The sequence below is a fragment of the Pacificimonas aurantium genome (assembly GCF_020092905.1).
Classification (GTDB): domain Bacteria; phylum Pseudomonadota; class Alphaproteobacteria; order Sphingomonadales; family Sphingomonadaceae; genus Pacificimonas; species Pacificimonas aurantium.
This window is the reverse complement of sequence record NZ_JAGSGB010000001.1, coordinates 105,629-121,988: the sequence shown is the minus strand read 5'-3', so window position 1 is coordinate 121,988 and position 16,360 is coordinate 105,629. Positions and strand designations below refer to the sequence as shown.

15 protein-coding genes and 1 pseudogene are annotated in these 16,360 nt (G+C 60.7%); 11 read left to right on the top strand and 5 right to left on the bottom strand.

Features of this window, described 5'->3' with window-relative positions; genetic code table 11:
- Window positions 1–36 precede the first annotated feature (36 nt).
- Window positions 37–447 carry a hypothetical protein gene (locus tag KCN53_RS00635; RefSeq protein WP_143712199.1) on the top strand — a complete coding sequence of 137 codons (411 nt, stop codon included), beginning with the start codon at window positions 37–39 and terminating at the stop codon, window positions 445–447.
- On the opposite strand, the gene KCN53_RS00630 is transcribed toward KCN53_RS00635, so the two are convergent.
- The 5 genes and pseudogenes from KCN53_RS00630 to KCN53_RS00610 form a co-directional block, all read right to left on the bottom strand.
- A complete protein-coding gene (locus KCN53_RS00630; RefSeq protein WP_172406195.1) occupies window positions 444–1,370 on the bottom strand; it encodes a type IV secretory system conjugative DNA transfer family protein in 927 nt (308 codons plus the stop codon). The two genes, KCN53_RS00635 and KCN53_RS00630, sit on opposite strands and share 4 nt — an antisense overlap.
- Window positions 1,371–1,417: 47 nt before the next feature.
- Entirely contained in the window at window positions 1,418–2,521 is a 1,104-nt protein-coding gene (locus tag KCN53_RS00625; RefSeq protein WP_088711931.1) for a transposase, read from the bottom strand.
- A gap of 618 nt (window positions 2,522–3,139) precedes the next feature.
- Window positions 3,140–3,328: pseudogene (locus tag KCN53_RS00620) on the bottom strand (transposase); the annotation flags it as partial.
- A gap of 131 nt (window positions 3,329–3,459) precedes the next feature.
- On the bottom strand, window positions 3,460–3,786 hold the full coding sequence (locus tag KCN53_RS00615; protein WP_088711932.1) for a 2Fe-2S iron-sulfur cluster-binding protein: 327 nt from the start codon (window positions 3,784–3,786) through the stop codon (window positions 3,460–3,462).
- Window positions 3,787–3,814: 28 nt separating this feature from the next.
- The gene (locus KCN53_RS00610) at window positions 3,815–5,077 is read right to left on the bottom strand and encodes a cytochrome P450 (protein WP_088711933.1); all 1,263 of its coding nucleotides are present in this window, start codon (window positions 5,075–5,077) and stop codon (window positions 3,815–3,817) included.
- A 203-nt stretch (window positions 5,078–5,280) separates the two neighbouring features.
- Between KCN53_RS00610 and KCN53_RS00605 the strand changes: the two genes are divergently transcribed.
- The 10 genes from KCN53_RS00605 to KCN53_RS00560 all read left to right on the top strand — a co-directional run bounded on the left by KCN53_RS00605 (window position 5,281) and on the right by KCN53_RS00560 (window position 16,282).
- Entirely contained in the window at window positions 5,281–6,009 is a 729-nt protein-coding gene (locus tag KCN53_RS00605; RefSeq protein ID WP_088711934.1) for a FadR/GntR family transcriptional regulator, read from the top strand.
- Between the two features lie 8 nt (window positions 6,010–6,017).
- The gene (locus KCN53_RS00600) at window positions 6,018–7,202 is read left to right on the top strand and encodes an NAD(P)H-dependent flavin oxidoreductase (RefSeq protein WP_224199271.1); all 1,185 of its coding nucleotides are present in this window, start codon (window positions 6,018–6,020) and stop codon (window positions 7,200–7,202) included.
- An 18-nt stretch (window positions 7,203–7,220) separates the two neighbouring features.
- Complete coding sequence (locus KCN53_RS00595) at window positions 7,221–7,976, top strand: ubiquinone biosynthesis protein COQ4 (protein WP_224199269.1); 756 nt, start codon at window positions 7,221–7,223, stop codon at window positions 7,974–7,976.
- Entirely contained in the window at window positions 7,973–9,145 is a 1,173-nt protein-coding gene (locus KCN53_RS00590; RefSeq protein WP_088711936.1) for a thiolase C-terminal domain-containing protein, read from the top strand. The genes KCN53_RS00595 and KCN53_RS00590 overlap by 4 nt, the downstream gene beginning before the upstream one ends.
- A complete protein-coding gene (locus KCN53_RS00585) occupies window positions 9,142–9,636 on the top strand; it encodes a Zn-ribbon domain-containing OB-fold protein (RefSeq protein WP_088711937.1) in 495 nt (164 codons plus the stop codon). Before KCN53_RS00590 ends, KCN53_RS00585 begins: the two co-directional genes overlap by 4 nt.
- Complete coding sequence (locus tag KCN53_RS00580; RefSeq protein WP_088711938.1) at window positions 9,626–10,873, top strand: acyl-CoA dehydrogenase family protein; 1,248 nt, start codon at window positions 9,626–9,628, stop codon at window positions 10,871–10,873. The genes KCN53_RS00585 and KCN53_RS00580 overlap by 11 nt, the downstream gene beginning before the upstream one ends.
- Window positions 10,873–11,964, top strand: a complete 1,092-nt coding sequence (locus tag KCN53_RS00575; RefSeq protein WP_088711939.1) for an acyl-CoA dehydrogenase family protein — start codon at window positions 10,873–10,875, stop codon at window positions 11,962–11,964. The genes KCN53_RS00580 and KCN53_RS00575 overlap by 1 nt, the downstream gene beginning before the upstream one ends.
- 63 nt (window positions 11,965–12,027) lie before the next feature.
- Window positions 12,028–13,641: an acyl-CoA synthetase gene (locus KCN53_RS00570; protein WP_088711940.1), complete on the top strand. Its 1,614-nt coding sequence runs from the start codon at window positions 12,028–12,030 to the stop codon at window positions 13,639–13,641.
- Window positions 13,638–15,275 (top strand): flavin-containing monooxygenase, encoded by a 1,638-nt coding sequence (locus KCN53_RS00565; protein WP_088711941.1) that lies wholly within the window; start codon window positions 13,638–13,640, stop codon window positions 15,273–15,275. Before KCN53_RS00570 ends, KCN53_RS00565 begins: the two co-directional genes overlap by 4 nt.
- Window positions 15,272–16,282 carry an alpha/beta hydrolase gene (locus KCN53_RS00560; RefSeq protein WP_088711942.1) on the top strand — a complete coding sequence of 337 codons (1,011 nt, stop codon included), beginning with the start codon at window positions 15,272–15,274 and terminating at the stop codon, window positions 16,280–16,282. The genes KCN53_RS00565 and KCN53_RS00560 overlap by 4 nt, the downstream gene beginning before the upstream one ends.
- Window positions 16,283–16,360: the final 78 nt, after the last annotated feature.

Below are 16,360 nucleotides of genomic sequence, written 5' to 3'. Positions count from 1 at the left end.
TTCATACGCGGGGCGGCTTCTTTATGGAGAGCCGACATGACCAATCGGAACACGTCTTTCGCACATCAACTTGACCGGTCGGCCTCGAAAAAGGTCCGAAGCGCGAGCCCGGCCAATTCCAATCAGGCTCCATCGCCTCATTCGTCGAGGCCATCTTTCGACACCGCCAAGTCGCAGACATTGCAGGCTAAAGCGGCGAAGATAGCGCGCAAGGCAGACAAGGAATTTGGGCCAGCGCCTGAGCGATCACCCCAGCCGCGTGGCATGGGTGCGCACGGCGTAAATTGGCAGGCGCATATCAAGCGGGCCGAAGCGCTGCGTGATAAAGTCGAGGGTGTAAAAAACCAGCCTCGAAAACCGCCCACGCAATTGCTCGACAAGGCAAAAAAGGCAGCACGGGATAACCGCGCCGCCTCACCTTCATTCGATCGATCTGCTTCGCGCTAGTCGCGCTTCAGCAACTCGGTGAAAGCCTCGTCCGCGAAATATGGGGTTCGGTTGATCGCGTAAGGCCCCTTGCCACTGACAAAGGCAATCATGCGGCCAGTTTCGCGGGCAAAGTGCGCGGCGATCTCATCGACTGTCATCAGGCCTGTTTTGATGATCTGCTCTGATCGTGATCGGCCTGCCGTTGTGGACGAACTTTCAGCCGTCGAATGAGATTCTGATTTCTGGCTCGATGCGCCTTCGCTTCTCCCCGTCTGGTGGCTCTGTGCTGTCGATTTTTCAAAGCGCCTGGTGAAGACATCGAAAATGGATTGCCCGCCCTGAACTGTTGCGAGTTGGCTGAGCGGAGCCATGTCGGCTTCGGTTTGTGACCGGGTGTCGGTGTAGCTCTCGCCTTCCTGCTGGCTGGTGCCATTGGTCTCGCTCGTGCCCTTGGTTTCCGATGTTGAGCTGCCCTTATTTTCGCGAATGACCTCGGTTTCGCCCATACGTTTGGAGAGCCATTCCAGTGTGGTCAGATCACTGTTCGCGAAGAATGTCATCGCGCCTGCATTGGCGAGAAACGTCTCCCAGCTTTCGCGGTAGTGCTTCTTGATCTGAGTGAGGTCCTGGACGATCGGCCACAGCTTCACGCCATAACCTGCCATGAGGCCAGCGGCCTTTTCCAGCATGTCCATATGGCCCAGCGATGCAAATTCATCGAGAATGAACAGGACTGAATGTCCGCTGGCCGGTTTTTCCAGCCCGATCTCCTCCATGCGGTAGAGCAGCATCGAGATGATAAGCCGCAGATAGCGCGCATGTGTCGGAAACACCCACAGCGGTAGATGATGCGACGGCCCGCGATGGTGGCGGCAGTATACGGCTTCTTTCTTTGGAAAGGTCGAAATACCGGAAATATAGTGCCGGCCGACCCTCGCCATCTGAGGAGGTCGACAGCAGTCGACCGCTACACCGTTCGGCCATCCTATCATCGGCTATCCCCGGCTAAGGCCCGAGCGATCCGAGTGAGACCGCCGTTGTCTCGCAGGTGTTCGAATCCGCGCTTCATCTCGCTCACGTTTCCCAACTCAGGAGGCATGCTCGACCAAGCCTTCTTTGTTGAAGCCTTCCAGATGATTCCGTTGATGAGTGATCGGTCGTTAAGGCATCGCCGGGAGGTCCGGCAGCACGGGATAAGATTGCTGAGCTTCGCAAACTCCCCGTCGCTCAGGGGCCGTACACCGGTTCCGGTTCGCTGGCGGAACAGAGATGGAGTATCTGTAAGTACGTCAAGATCTCTGAAAAGCGTGCCGAAGGCATCGCCCCTGCGCCAGAAACTACCACCGAATCGAGGTTTGTATCCAGCGCGTTTGAGTTCAGCGCTAATCTCTCGGCAGGGAAGCCCATAGTAAGCCGAGATTTCCTTTGTTGAGGCATAGGTCTGCGCAAATGCGTGGACGTCGCGAATTCCAAAGTTTTCGGTGTCCCTCCGCGCCCTGAGGGCAGGTTTCACGTGGTCGTAAAAAGCATTGGGCGTGCAATTGAGGTAACCCATGGCATCGAGGTCTCCGATCATGAAGCCATCGGGAAGTTCGTCAGCAAGATCCCATTTCCCATCCGAGTTCATTCTCTTGATGTGCCAGGATTCCGAGCGCCGGAGGTATAGCCCGTCTAGGCGCAGCGTACCGCTGGTCGTGCCAAGGTAGTAAAATCGGCTTTCGAGGACCCGTTGCAGTAGAGCCGCCCACGGCTTCGGACGTCCGCCCACCATCTGGAGTGCGGTGTCCAATTTGATCCAGCCGCTCGTCTCCTCAATTCGCTCAACTGCGGGGGAGAGTTCCTCAATAAAATCGTCGATGCTTTGGCGCGAGTAGAATCCCGCACCAGAAACAAACGAAACTTCCGGGCTTTGGCAGCGATCAATCAGTCCTGACGCCGCGAGCTGAGCGGCTTGAAGGGGCGCAATCCCGTATACCGACTTCAAGGACCACGGCGAGATCGCGTCACGAAATATGCAGGAAAGGCGGGCGGCTTCCGCTCTAGTAACCCAAGCGATCTTGCGTTCGTTGCCTCCTATGCGATGAACCTCCATCAAACTGGCGTCACGAAGGGCTGCCGCTTCTGAGGCGCTTATTCCTATGCGCTTTACCGCGTCCTTTAGGGTCAGAAGGTTCTCATGTTTTCGAGCTAGCGACAGCCGGGTCGCGTAGGGGAGAGGCCTATCCCATGACCGGAGTACGGCTCTAAGCTCCTCGCGAATCCCAGCTGGCAGCTCCGATGTCTTCGCGAGCCTCCGCAGCCTGCCGAGCGCCGGACTCGTCTGTTCAGGATGAGGCAACTGAGCCTGCGCGGCGTCAATGGCCGCCGAGAGGCTTTCTGGAAAGCTCTGAAGGAGTTGGGCGCCAGTGCCTAGGCGCCAAACGGCCCCATCTTCGCCTTGGCACGGCGTGTTTATCGCGCCGCCTAGAAGCCAGGCGACCCTGACGATATCTCCCGACGACTTCGATGCAAGTACTCTTACGACCGCTCGTATGACTACTCGCTCCCTGCTGCTCGCTAGCGTCCATCATCGCAGCCATCAGTGGCTAGCGGCCTCTGCCTCGACAAGGCGGCCTTCACGCCACGATTACGTATGCGCAGCTTGCCGCACGCCTGAGCCGACAATGCACTAACGACCAACACCGACCACTCCGTGGGGGCCGGTCACCTGGTCGAGCATCGCATCAGCCAGAAGTCGCTTGAGCTTCGCGTTCTCGCACTCGAGCTTCTTCAGCCGCCGGGCCTCGGACAACTCCAGCCTGGCGTACTTCGACTTCCAGTTGTAGATCGTCGCTTCGGAGACACCGTGCCGCCGCGCTAGGTCGGCGGTCTTCGCTCCCGCCTCAGCTTCCTTCAGCACACTCTAATCGAGACTGGAGGAAAATCAGGGGGTCAGGTCACGAAAAAATCAATTTTAGTCATGGTCAGCCTCTGTGACACATATGATACTAGAGGCTGCTTGGCACCATCGGCTTGGTTGCGACGAGCAATTCAATATTGCTTATCAGGCACGTGCAGCACAAGTCCATCCAGAATTGACTTCATGTTAATTTGACATGCCAAACGACTAAATTCCGTCGTACCCTCGGCGAACTGCAGAAGGTCGGCTTCCATGCTGCCGTCCGTCAAACGGCCGACCTTGTCGATCCATTCGGGGTCGACGTGTACATGACAGGTCGCGCAAGCACACACCCCTCCGCAATCGCCATCGATACCCGGCACGTCGTTGTACAGTGCCGCTTCCCTGGCTGTCTCGCCTTCCTCAATTTCGACCTTCCGCCGCTCTCCGTCGCTCGCCACGAACGTGATGTTGATCATCTTGAACTCCGCATTTCGGTATCGAGGGTCAGCGGGCGTGCAGCCGCACCGGCATTCTGGTGATCCCGCGTACGAGATTTGAATAAAGTCGCTCCGGCTCGCCAGTGACTTCGACCCGGGAAAAACGCTTGTGAATTTCCTCCCAGATGATCCGCAGCTGCAGTTCCGCGAGCCGGTTTCCCATGCACCGGTGGATGCCATAGCCGAATGAAAGGTGATGACGCGGATTTTTCCGGTCGATGATGAACTGGTCCGCGCGTTCGATCGCACTCTCGTCGCGGTTGCCCGAGAGATACCACATCACCACCTTATCGCCCTTCCTGATCGGCTTGCCGCCGATCTCCCAATCCTCCAGCGCGGTTCGGCGCATATGGGTGAGCGGGGTCTGCCAACGGATAATTTCCGGAACCATCTTCCCAATGAGCGAAGGATCCGAATCGAGTTTCGCGTACTCGTCCGGGTTTTGGTTCAGGGCGAGCACCCCGCCGCTGATGGAATTACGGGTCGTGTCGTTTCCGCCGACGATCAGTAGCATCAGATTTCCGAGAAACTCGAGGAACGGCATGTCGCGCGTCGCGGGAGAATGAGCCATCATCGAGATAAGGTCGTTCTTCGGTTCCTCGTTTATCCGTTCGTCCCACAAAGTTTTGAAATACATTGCGCAACCGATCAGTTCTTCGCGCCGCGCCTCGTAAGATTCGACGATCCCGGTTTCAGGTGCCGCCGTTGCCACATCGGACCAGCGCGTCAGCTTGCGCCGTTCCTTCCAAGGGAAATCGAACAGGGTCGCCAGCGTCATCGTCGTCAGTTCGACTGCAACCCTGTCCACCCAGTCGAAATCTTCGCCAACCGGGAGTTCATCGAGAATCTCTCCTGCGCGTTCACGGATGACCGGTTCGAGCAGCTGCAGGTTGGAGGGAGCAACGGCCGGCGTCACCGCCTTGCGCTGCTGGTCGTGCTTGGGCGGGTCCATCGCTATGAACATCTCGAGTTCCAGCGCGCCCTCCGCCGAATGCATGTCCTGGATCGCGATCCCGCCGAGCTTCGCCTCCGAGGAGAATACCTTGTGATTGGTGTCCACCGCCATGATGTCGTCGAACTTGGTGATGGACCAGTAGGGGCCGACATGGCTCTCGCGGCAGTAGTGGACGGGATCTTCGGCGCGCAACCTGTCGAAAAACAGGCCGATCGTATCGTTCTGAAACAGGCTCGGCCGGGCCACGTCGATTTCCTCGATCGGAATTGACGCGATCCTCGCCGCGGCATCCGGCTCGGCGATCTGGCTGTCCATAAGCGGTCGCTTCCTTTCACATTTCAGGCCCGATCGACCTAAGCAATCCATAAGGCAGAGATCTCACGCAGTCAATAAACCGTATACTCTTTTAGCCACTTGCTTCCGCCAGCCCCGTCGGATAGTGAGCCGAGACGGCAAAGGGTTGCAGCAATCCTTATACCGTTTTTTAAATCAGGTGCGGGTGTGCTGATGGGTGGCAGATGCCAGCGGTAAAGAAGGCCAAGCGTGCCCTTTCTCTTGCGCAAAGCATTGTGCGGGACATCGAAGCAGGCCGTCATAACCCGGGTGACAGGCTTCCGCGCGAAGATGAAATGCTCGCGCGCTATGAGGTTGCGCGCGCAACTTTGCGGGAGGCTTTGCGGTTCCTGGAGTTGCAGGGAGTCATCCATCTCCAGCTCGGCCGTGGTGGAGGTCCTGTCGTCGCTCGGCCGCAGACCGGCGATTTTGCAAACAGCCTTTCGCTGATACTCCATTTCATGGAAGCCGATCTGCGTGGTTTGCTTGAGTTGCGCGAAGCAATCGCACCCGATGTGGCCGCGTATGCCGCGCAACGTGCGACCACCGCCGATCTCAGTGCACTGGCAGGGTGTCTGGCGGAATTGAGGCGTCATGAAGCTTCCGATCAGTTCGAGGAACTTAATCGCAGGTTTCACGACTTGCTGGGTTGGGCGAGCGGCAATCCACTGTTCGGTCTGATGACCTCTGCGATGCATCTATTGACGCGCGAATTTTCCAATTCGCTGGGATATTCGGCACAGGAACGGGCAATGCAGATCAAATTCCTGGTGCGGATTTTCGAGGCGGTGCGGACTGGCGACAGCCCCGCGGCGCGTCGCGCAATGGGCCGGTTGGTGGCGGGCTCTGCCGTATATCTTTCGGAGCGCAGTCCGGAGCTGGTTTCACAGCGGGTGAGGTGGGGGCAGCTGTAGAATTTCGAATGGTTTTGAGCGTGTCTGCGGACACTGATTGGGAAGGAAAAATGGCGTTGAAAAGCCGAATTTGCGAAATGTTGGGTATCCGGTACCCGATCCTGCTTGCCGGCATGGGTGGGGCGAGCGTTCCTGCGCTGGCGGCCGCGGTTTCGAATGCCGGGGGGCTCGGGGTCCTGGGTGCTGCGGCGTGCTCTCCCGATCAGTTGCGCGACTGGATTCGCCAGACCCGGGAATTGACCGACAAACCTTTCGGTGTCGATACGCTGCTCCCCGCGTCGGTCAGGCGCGGCTCTGCCCCTCAAAGCGGTGCTGCACCCCAAAATCCCATGGATCTGATGGGCGAATATCAGCAGTTCACGCGCGACTTCATGGATCGTGAAGAGCTTCCGGAGGTCGATGCCGCCGCCGCCATGCGGGCGGCGGGCGCGCCTGAAATGGGCAAGGGCGGCCCGCAGTTGTTCTCGAAGGAATTCTTCGAAGCGCAGATGGAAGTGGTGATCGAGGAAAAGGTGCCGGTTTATGCTGCCGGCCTTGGCAATCCTGAACCGTGGATGGATCGGCTCCATGCCAATGGCACCAAGGTCATGGCGGTGATTGGCAAGGTCAAGCACGCCGAGCAAGTCGTTGGATCGGGCATCGACATGATCGTCGCGCAAGGTCACGATGGCGGCGGTCACAACTCGCCGATCGGGACAATTTCGTTGATTCCCCAGGTGGTCGATGCCGTTGGCGATCGTGTTCCCGTCCTCGGGGCCGGCGGTATCTCGGATGGCCGGGGTGTTGCCGCTGCGATGATGCTGGGGGCAGAGGGCGCGTGGGTCGGCACGGCATTTCTCGCGACCGAGGAAGCGGGCATCGAGCGCTTCCAGAAAGAGGCGATCACCGAAAGCGGCGACGCCGATACGGTCGTTAGTCGATCGCTTACCGGCAAACCGGCGCGCATGATCCGCAACAAGTGGGCCGACGCCTGGGTGCAGGCCGGAAAGGAACCTCTGCCGATGCCCTATCAGTCGATGATTTCTGGCCCGGTCATGGCCTCCGGGATCAGGGCCGAGCGCAAGGATGTCATCCCCGGCTTCGCGGGGCAAGGCATCGGCCTGATCGATTCGATCCGACCTGCCGCCGAAGTGATGCGCGACCTGGTCGATGGAGCCGAGAAGGCATTGGGTCGCGCCGGCACCTTTAAGTAGCGCGAAGGAGGTAAGGACATGGCTTACGCCAAAGGTCACGAATTGCGCCGCCCCGTAAGGCCGCTCGAGGCACTGGAAGCCATGCGGCAGCTGATCGCCGACAAGGAGGACACGGCGCAGATATTCCGTATCGTCAGGGCGTTGTCGGGCAATTCCTACTACAGGAACTTCAATCGCTTCATGGGCTCGCGCGAGGGACGGCGCATCGCTTCCGACCGGGCCGACCTGCTGGAGACCTTGTGTGATCGCAAGCGCCTTGCGACCTGTGCGCCCGGAACGCTTGGCCGGACCTATCTCGATTTTGTTTACGGCGAGGGCCTCACGGCGGAAGGTCTGGCGCAGGCCAGCGAGGCGGGGGGACTGCAGAACTTCGACGACCCTGATGTCTCACTCTATCGCAGACGCCTGCGCGATGCGCATGACCTGTTTCATGTCGTCACCGGGTACGGCAGGGACGCGCTGGGTGAATTGTGCGTGCTTTCGTTCGGAAACGCGCAATTTTATAATCACGGCATCGCCTTCATTGTGGGCGTCGGCATTCCCAAGATGAAACTGGAAGCTACCCAGTTGCCAGTGGCCCGTGCTGCATTTGAAGCGTGGCGCCGGGGCCGGGCGGCGGCCGATCTGACCACCTTCTACTGGGAAGAAAATCTCGATCGTCCGTTGGAGGATGTCCGCCGCGAGTTGCGACTGCGTCCGCCAGAGACCTATCAGAGGGTGCGCGCTCTTTCCGAACAGCTCGAACGCGATTACCAGGCGGTCAGGCAGGCATGAGCTTCAGCGACAAATCAGCCATCACCGGAGTGGGCGAAACCGCTTTCGTGAAAGGCACCGAGAAAACCGCGGTCGACATGATGCTGGAAGCATCGCGCAAGGCCATAGCAGATGCAGGGCTGAAGCCGTCGGATATCGACGGCATGGTTCCTCCGCCGATCTACACCACCTCGGAAGAAATGGCGGCTAACCTCGGTATCGAAGTTCTGCGCTATGCCTCTACGGTCCACATGGGCGGGGCGAGCCCTACCACGGCACTCCAGAACGCCGCGATGGCAATTGCCAGCGGCTTATGCGACCATGTGCTGGTGACGCTCGGCTGGAACGGTTATTCCGCCTTGCGGCCCAAGCCTGGCGCACCGCTGACGCGGCCGATGAACATGAACACCCTGACGAATACGATCCAGGGCTATTACATTCCGTATGGCGTGTTCCTGCCGGTGCAGATGTATGCCTGGCTCGCCACCCGGCACTCCAGAATTTACGATATCGGCCCGGAAGCGATGGCGGCCGTTGCACTGGCGAGCCGTCGCCATGCGCAGATGAATCAGCAGGCCTTCACTTATGGCCGGGAACTGGATGCCGAAACCTACCATTCCGCGCGCTGGATATCCGAACCCTTTCGCCTCTACGATTGCTGTCTGGAGACTGACGGAGCATGCGCAGTCGTGGTTTCGCGAATGGACCGCGCCAGGGACATGCCGCATGTTCCCGTGAGCATCGCCGGTGCGGCTGAAGGGCATCCTTACCCCGCCGACGATATCCCTTCGCGTCCCGACCCCTTCAAGATCGGCCTGAGCTACGCCGCGCCGCGCGCATTCGAGATGGCGGGGGTCGATCGCGAGGACATGGATTTTCTGCAGATCTACGACTGCTTCACCTATGTGGTTCTTCTGCAGTTGGAAGCGCTGGGTTACTGCGAACCCGGCGGACAGGCGGAGTTCGTCGCGAACGGCCAGATCGAGCTGGGCGGGCGCTATCCCGTCAACACTCATGGTGGCCTTCTGAGCGAAGCCCACGTCTGGGGCCTGAACCATGTCGTCGAGGCCGTGCGCCAGCTGCGCCACGATTGCGGAGAGCGGCAAGTCGAAGACGCCCAGACCGGTCTGGTTACCGGCTGGGGCGATCTGGGTGACGGCAGTATAGCGATTTTGAGGAGGTTTGCGTGAGCGACGAGAAAGACCTGCCGCCCAAGATGCGCGCCCCGGCACGGGCGGCACCTCCCAAACCGAAGCCCTGCCCACAGGATCCCGTCGAACAGGAATTCTGGAAGCGGTGTCAGGACGGCAGTCTCCACTTTCAGCAGTGCGGCGAGTGCGCCACTTTTCGCCATCTGCCGCGCTATATGTGCGCTCGGTGCGGTTCGCCGGAGTTTTCCTGGCAGCGCAGCAGCGGCAAGGGGACGCTGTTCACCTGGACCGTCACGCATCAGGCCCTGCATCCGGCCTTTGCCGACGACATCCCCTTTATCGCGGCGGTAGTCGAGCTCGAAGAGGGCGTGCGCATGGCGACGCGCCTGATCGACTGCGACCCGGACGGGCTGGAACTGGACCTTCCTGTGACGCTCGACTTCGAGCCGGTGGGAACGGATTTTCGCCTGCCCGTCTTCCGTCCTGATACGGACAGGCTCGACAAGGAAGAGGCGCCCGATGGATCTTGAATACGGCGCCGAATACGACGCTTTTCGCGAAGAAGTTAGGCAGTTCCTCGAAGCCCATGGGCACCGCGCCCCGGCCGGGCAGGACCGCGCGGCGCGTCCTTCGGCCGATGCCGTCAAATGGCAGGCGCTGCTGATCGAACATGGCTATACCGCGCGCACGATTCCGAGCGAATACGGGGGCTACGGGGCAGAACCGGACATTCTGAAATCGCGTATCATCGCCGAGGAATTCTCGCGCGCGGGCATTCCGGGCGGCCTTGCGAACCAGGGCATCTCGATGCTGGTGCCCACACTTCTAGAGCTGGGAACCGAGGAGCAGAAACGCCGGTGGATCGAGCCCACGCTGAAGGGGGAGATCGTTTGGTGCCAGGGCTATTCGGAACCCGGCGCAGGATCGGACCTTGCCGCGCTCAAAACGAGCGCGAGGGTCGAAGGTGGTGAGTTCGTCATAAATGGCCAGAAAATATGGACCAGCACGGCCAAACAGGCAGACATGATCTTTTGCCTGGTCAGAACGGAACATGAAGCGCCCAAGCATGGCGGTATCTCCTACCTCATCTTCTCCATGGACACGCCCGGGATCGAGGTGCGCCCCCTGAAGACCATGACCGGCCATGCGGAGTTCAACGAAACCTTCTTCACCGAAGTGCGCGTGCCCGTGGACCAGATCGTCGGCGAGCGCGGCCAGGGCTGGTTCGTCGCCAACGCGACACTGGGCCACGAACGTAGCATGCTGGGCGATCCGGACGCGCTCGAGAACCGGCTTCAGGCGCTCGTCAACCTGATGCGGGAGGAACGTGTCGGCAAAGACCGCGCGATCGACAGTCCGGTGCTTCGCGACCGGCTGGCCGCCCTCCAGGCGGAGGTTGCAGCAATGAAATACAATGGCATGCGCATATTGTCCAACAGCCTGCGCGGTGACCCAGGCGGTATGGCAAAGCTGATCGTCAAGCTGCAAAGCTGCGAACTTGCGCACCAGATCTCTGCGCTCGCCATCGACGCGATGGGCGAGATAGGCATCCTTTACCATGGGAGCCCGCGTGAGCGGGCACGGGGTGCCTGGCAACGGAACTATATGTTCCAGCTCGGCCTCATCATCGGCGGCGGCACCGCGCAGATCCAAAGGAACATCATCGCCGAGCGCGGACTCGGCATGCCGCGCGAACCGAGGCTACCCAAACCCGCCGCGGTCGAGCGGAGCGCCGTCGCGGACGGCCGCAAACAGGAGACTGCCTGATGCATTTCGGACTTTCCGAGGACCAGCGGATGCTTCGCGATTCCGTCGCGCGCAGCCTTTCCGACAACTGCCCCCTCGATCATGTGCGGGAATGCGCGGAGGGCGAACCCGTCTTCAGCGATAAGACCATGTCGGCGCTCGGTGAGCTTGGCTTGCCCGGCATGATGGTGCCCGAAGAGCATGGCGGCCTCGGCATGAGCCTGCTGGATGCCGCCGTGGTGGCGGAACAACTGGGCTATGCCGCCGCGCCGGTCCCCTTCCTCGCCACTAATGTCCTCGCCGCTCTCGCTCTGACGCATGCAGGCTCACGAGAGCAACAAGCCGACTGGCTGCCTCGCATTGCCCGCGGCGAGCCCCGGATTTCGGTGGCCATCGCCGAGACGGTGGAAGCACGCGACGGTGCCGTTGTCGCCGCGCACGGCGGAGGACTCAGCGGAACGTCGCTCTTCGCGCTCGACTTCAGAGGTGCCGATGCGTTCCTGGTCGCGGACGGGGCGGGCCGGCTCCATCTCGTGCCCACCGACGCCGCCGGTCTGGAGACGGTGGCGCTGACGACCATCGACCGGACGCGCAGCGTCGGCGAAGTGCACCTTCAGGGCGTCGCCGCCGAACCTCTGATGGCCGATGGCGGGGTGGCGGCTGCGCGGCTGCGCTGCGCCGGCCGTATCATTCTTGCCGCCGACAGCCTGGGAGCGGGCGAGGCCATGATCGAAAAGGCCATCGACTATGCCGGACAACGCGAACAGTTCGGCCGCGTTATCGGCAGCTTCCAGGCGGTGAAGCACATGTGCGCGGAAATGGCCGCGCGTCATGAACCATGCCGTGCGCTGGTCTGGTATGCCGCCCATGCGTTCGACGCCGCACCCGACGAGGCCAGGCTTGCGGCGTGCCATGCCAAATCACATACCGGTGAGGTCCACCGCTTCGTCGCGCGCACGTCCACGGAGGTACACGGTGGAATGGGCTTCACCGACCTTCTCGGTCTCCACTACTGGTTCAAGCGCATCGGCTTTGATCGGCAGGTTCTCGGCGGGCCGGAAGCGGTGCGCGCCGAAGCGGCGACGCTCCAGGGCTGGACCCGCGCGGCATGATATAAACGACGGCGTGGACGCGCCCGAAAGGGGCGCGCGCGCCTTGGGAGAGGAGACGCAAAGATGATCAACTGGAACCTGGGCGATATTCTCGACGCCATTGAACCGGTCCTGCCGCCCGACGCCCCAGCGCTCATTCATGGGGACCGTATCATTACCTGGGCGGAAATGTCGGCCCGTTCCAACAATCTTGCCCGCACTCTGCGCCAGCGTGGTGCCGACGACGGGGCGAAGGTGGCGTTCTACATGCGTAATCGCCCCGAATATGGCGAACTGATGGCCGCCTGCTTCAAGGGGCGGCTGACGCATGTGAACATCAACTATCGCTACAGGCCGGAGGAAGTCTTCTACATCTTCAACGATTCCGACAGCGAGGTAGTCGTCTACAGCGCGGAATTTCGCGACTGCATCGTCGAGCTGAAGGACCGGCTGGACAAGGTTCACACTTTTGTGGAGATCGGCGACGCCTCCGAAATCGCGCCCTTCGCCCAGCCCTATGAGGATCTGGTGGCCGCCGGGGACGGCTCGCCACTCGAAATCGATCGTTCCCCCGACGACTTTCTCTTCATCTATACCGGCGGCACAACCGGAATGCCGAAAGGCGTCATGTGGCGCCACGACGATATGCGCAACGCCCAGCTCGATGCGCAAAAGCTGCTCGGCCCGGTACCTCAGACGATGGAAGAGATGGTGTCGCTGGTGAAGCAGGGCGAACTGGCCCGGATCACCTTGCCCGCTTGCCCGTTAATGCACGGAACCGGCTTCATTACCGCGATCGGCACGCTGATGTCAGGCGGTGCCCTCGTGACGCTTTCCGACGCCTCCTTCGACGCGGGGGAACTGTGGCACGCAGTCGACCAGCACAAGGTGCAGAGCATCGCAATCGTCGGTGACGCTTTTGCAAAGCCCATGCTGCGCGCGCTCGATGAGAACCCGGGGCGCTGGGATACGAGCAGTCTGGTTTCGATCATTTCCTCGGGCGTCATGTGGAGCAAGGAGGTAAAGGCCGGGCTGTGTCGGCATATCCCCCAAGTCGTTCTGATGGACAGTTTCGGCGCGTCGGAGGGCCTGGGCTTCGGCCTGTCGGTCACCACCGCACAGGGCGGCACGAACACCGCTAAGTTTGCGATCGGCGAGTTCTGTGACGTCTTCGACGAACAGGACCGTAAGGTAGAGCCTGGCAGCGGCGTTCCAGGCTTCATTGCGCGAAAGGGGGCGATCCCGACCGGTTATTACAAGGACCCGGAGAAATCGGCGAAGACCTTCAAAACAATCGACGGTGTGCGCTACTCCATTCCGGGGGACTGGTGCACTGTCGAGGCCGACGGCAGCCTGACGCTTCTCGGCCGCGGCAGCGTATGCATCAACACGGCGGGCGAGAAGGTTTATCCCGAGGAAGTGGAGGAGGCTTTGAAGACCCATCCCGCCATTGCCGATGCGCTGGTAGTGGGGGTACCGCACGAAAAATGGGGTCAGGCGGTCACCGCCGTTGTCCATCTCGACAAGCAGGCCCTCTTCGATGAAGATGACGTGAAGAAACATGTGCGCGGGCAGCTTGCCGGTTACAAGACGCCCAAGGCGATCCATCCCACGACAGCGGCGCTACGCGCTTCCAATGGAAAACCGGATTACGCGCAAGCAATGAAGGTCGCAGACGGCAGCCGGACGGCGGCGTGAGCGCCGCGCCCTCCCCGGATCACGACGCGGTCATCGTCGGAGCCGGTTTCAGCGGCGTCTACTTGCTTTACAAACTGCGCGAAGCCGGGTTCGACGTTCTGCTGGTGGATGCCGCAGCCGAACCGGGCGGCGTCTGGTACTGGAACCGCTACCCCGGTGCGCGGGTGGATTCACAAGTTCCCATCTACGAATTTTCCATGCCGGAAGTTTGGGAAGACTGGACCTGGACCGAACGGTTTCCCGGCTGGCAAGAGCTGCGAGCCTATTTCCGGCACGTCTGCGACAGGCTTGACCTGTGGCCATTTATGCGGATGGCAACACCCGTGAAAGCAGCACGCTTCGATGAGGACGGCGCGTTCTGGCGTTTGCGGCTGGGCGATGACGAAAACGTCACAACGCGGTTCCTCCTCCCGGCGCTCGGCTTTGCCTCCAAACCCTATATTCCCGACCTTGCCGGCCTTGACGATTTCTCGGGAGAATGGTGCCATACCGCGCGCTGGCCGCAAGAGGGCGTCGACCTTACCGGACGCCGCATCGCGCTGATCGGTACGGGCGCAAGCGGCGTGCAAGTGGCGCAGGAAGCGGCAAAATGTGCCGGACAGCTGACGATTTTCCAGCGGACCCCCATTCTCGCCCTCCCCATGCGCCAACAGGCACTGGACGAGACCGCCCAGACACGCCGAAAGGCCGACTATCCCGCTATCTTTCGGCAGCGGCTGCAGACGAGTGGCGGCTTCGAATGCCAGTCACTTGACGTGTCCGCGCTAGTTGTGACGGAAGCGGAGCGCGCAGCGCACTTCGAAGACTTGTGGCAGCGCGGCGGCCTCTGTTTCTGGTATAACAATTTCGCCGACCTCCTAACCGACGAAGAGGCCAACCGCCACGCCTATGCGTTCTGGCGCGACAAGGTCCGCGCGCGGATCGCCGATCCGGCGCTCGCCGAAAAGCTTGCCCCGCGCGTGCCGCCGCATCCTTTCGGGACGAAACGTCCTTCGCTCGAACAGAATTATTACAAGATCTTCTCACAGGACAATGTGAAGCTTGTCGACCTTATGGAGACTCCCATTGAGCGCATCGTGGCCGACGGTATCGAGACCGCAGACGAGAAGATCGCATGCGACCTTCTCGTCTTCGCCACCGGTTTCGATGCCGGACGCGGCGGCCTCATCGACATGAATATTTCGGGTCGCGGCGGCCTAAGCTTGGCCAAAGCATGGGAACACGAGGTCCGGGCGTATCTCGGCATGGCCGTATCGGGATTTCCGAACATGTTGTTCGCTTATGGACCGCTCAGTCCGTCAGGGTTTTCCAACGGACCGACGAGTTCAGAAGTCCAGGGCGACTGGATCCGCGATTTCCTGGTTTGGCTGCGCAACAGGGAGTTCCATCTATTCGAGGCGGAGGCCAGCGCAGAAAAAGGTTGGACGGATTTGGTCGCGCAGGCAGGCGCGATGACGCTCTTCCCGAAAGCCGATTCTTGGTACATGGGGGCGAACATTCCCGGGAAGCCCCGTCAGCTGATTAATTTTCCAAGCGTCGTCGGATATTCGGCGCTGTGCGACGACGTCGCGAACAACGGATATGCCGGCTTCGCCATGGGACGGCCTCCGACGCGGGAGGCCGACAGGATATGAATGAGATAATGCCGTTTCGCACCTTGCCCTCGGACATCGACCCGCTATGGGCCGGCGACGGCGCGCACCTGCCAGAATGGTTTGTCTCCGCGCTTGCCGTTCCGCGCCAGGAAGGTTTCATAGAGATTGACGGCGCCCGGGTGCACTATATGCGCTGGGGCGAGCGCGGCAAACCGAAAGTCCTGACAACACACGGTTTCCTATCGCATGTGCGTTGCTTTGCGTTTATCGCGCCCTTTCTAGCCGGCGACTACGATATCGTTGCCTTCGACCTTGCTGGTATGGGCGACAGCGACATGCGCGGTAAGGCCGACGTCGACGCGCGCGGACGCGAATTTCATGAAATCGCCGAGGCGCTCCAACTGTTCGAGGGCGGGGAGCGCCCTTATATCGTAGCGCACAGCTTCGGATCGGGCGCTGCGCTTACGGCGGTTACGCAGCGGCCCGGTTCCTACGCCGGGCTCGTCATTTGCGATCTGATGATCATGCGCCCCGAAATCATGGCGGAATACTGGTCGAAGGACCGAGCCAGTCCGGGGTCGGGCGATCCCGCCAAGCCTAAGCGAATCTACCCCAGCTATGAGGCGGCACGCGAACGCTACATCCTCTCACCGCCCCAGCCCGTCGGACAGCCCTTCCTTATGGACTACATGGCCTTTCATTCGCTCCGACGCGAAGGCGATGGATGGACCTGGAAATTCTCTCCGGAAGTATTCCGTCGCGGCAACAAGGCGGAAGAATGGCTGACGATGGGAGAGCGTCTCGTGAACGCACCGGGGCGAAAAGCCATAGTTCATGGTGAGAAGACAAGCTTGTTCACCGAGGACTCGAGGAAGTACATTTGCGAGCTGGGAGGAGGCGATATTCCGATCGTTGCGGTGCCCGACGCCCGTCATCATCTCATGCTGGATCAGCCGCTCGCTTTTGCGGCCGCGCTGGGCGCCATTCTCGCCCTGTGGTCGAGCGGCCGGCACGCTCAAGAATACCGACTGCCTTCACGACGTTGACCGCTTCCGACGACCGGCGTGCGTACGCCTTTCCGCTTCCGACCTGTCACCGAACGACTGTTCACTAAATGCCGAGAG

What these genes read in the sequence shown, in the direction of transcription:
- KCN53_RS00635 (WP_143712199.1), top strand. Translation starts at nt 37, where the DNA reads ATGACCAATCGGAACACGTCTTTCGCACATCAACTTGACCGGTCGGCC.
- KCN53_RS00625 (WP_088711931.1), bottom strand. Translation starts at nt 2,521, where the DNA reads ATGGAGGTTCATCGCATAGGAGGCAACGAACGCAAGATCGCTTGGGTT.
- KCN53_RS00610 (WP_088711933.1), bottom strand. Translation starts at nt 5,077, where the DNA reads ATGGACAGCCAGATCGCCGAGCCGGATGCCGCGGCGAGGATCGCGTCA.
- KCN53_RS00605 (WP_088711934.1), top strand. Translation starts at nt 5,281, where the DNA reads ATGCCAGCGGTAAAGAAGGCCAAGCGTGCCCTTTCTCTTGCGCAAAGC.
- KCN53_RS00580 (WP_088711938.1), top strand. Translation starts at nt 9,626, where the DNA reads ATGGATCTTGAATACGGCGCCGAATACGACGCTTTTCGCGAAGAAGTT.
- KCN53_RS00575 (WP_088711939.1), top strand. Translation starts at nt 10,873, where the DNA reads ATGCATTTCGGACTTTCCGAGGACCAGCGGATGCTTCGCGATTCCGTC.
- KCN53_RS00595 (WP_224199269.1), top strand. Translation starts at nt 7,221, where the DNA reads ATGGCTTACGCCAAAGGTCACGAATTGCGCCGCCCCGTAAGGCCGCTC.
- KCN53_RS00570 (WP_088711940.1), top strand. Translation starts at nt 12,028, where the DNA reads ATGATCAACTGGAACCTGGGCGATATTCTCGACGCCATTGAACCGGTC.
- KCN53_RS00615 (WP_088711932.1), bottom strand. Translation starts at nt 3,786, where the DNA reads ATGATCAACATCACGTTCGTGGCGAGCGACGGAGAGCGGCGGAAGGTC.
- KCN53_RS00630 (WP_172406195.1), bottom strand. Translation starts at nt 1,370, where the DNA reads ATGGCGAGGGTCGGCCGGCACTATATTTCCGGTATTTCGACCTTTCCA.
- KCN53_RS00560 (WP_088711942.1), top strand. Translation starts at nt 15,272, where the DNA reads ATGAATGAGATAATGCCGTTTCGCACCTTGCCCTCGGACATCGACCCG.
- KCN53_RS00600 (WP_224199271.1), top strand. Translation starts at nt 6,018, where the DNA reads ATGGTTTTGAGCGTGTCTGCGGACACTGATTGGGAAGGAAAAATGGCG.
- KCN53_RS00590 (WP_088711936.1), top strand. Translation starts at nt 7,973, where the DNA reads ATGAGCTTCAGCGACAAATCAGCCATCACCGGAGTGGGCGAAACCGCT.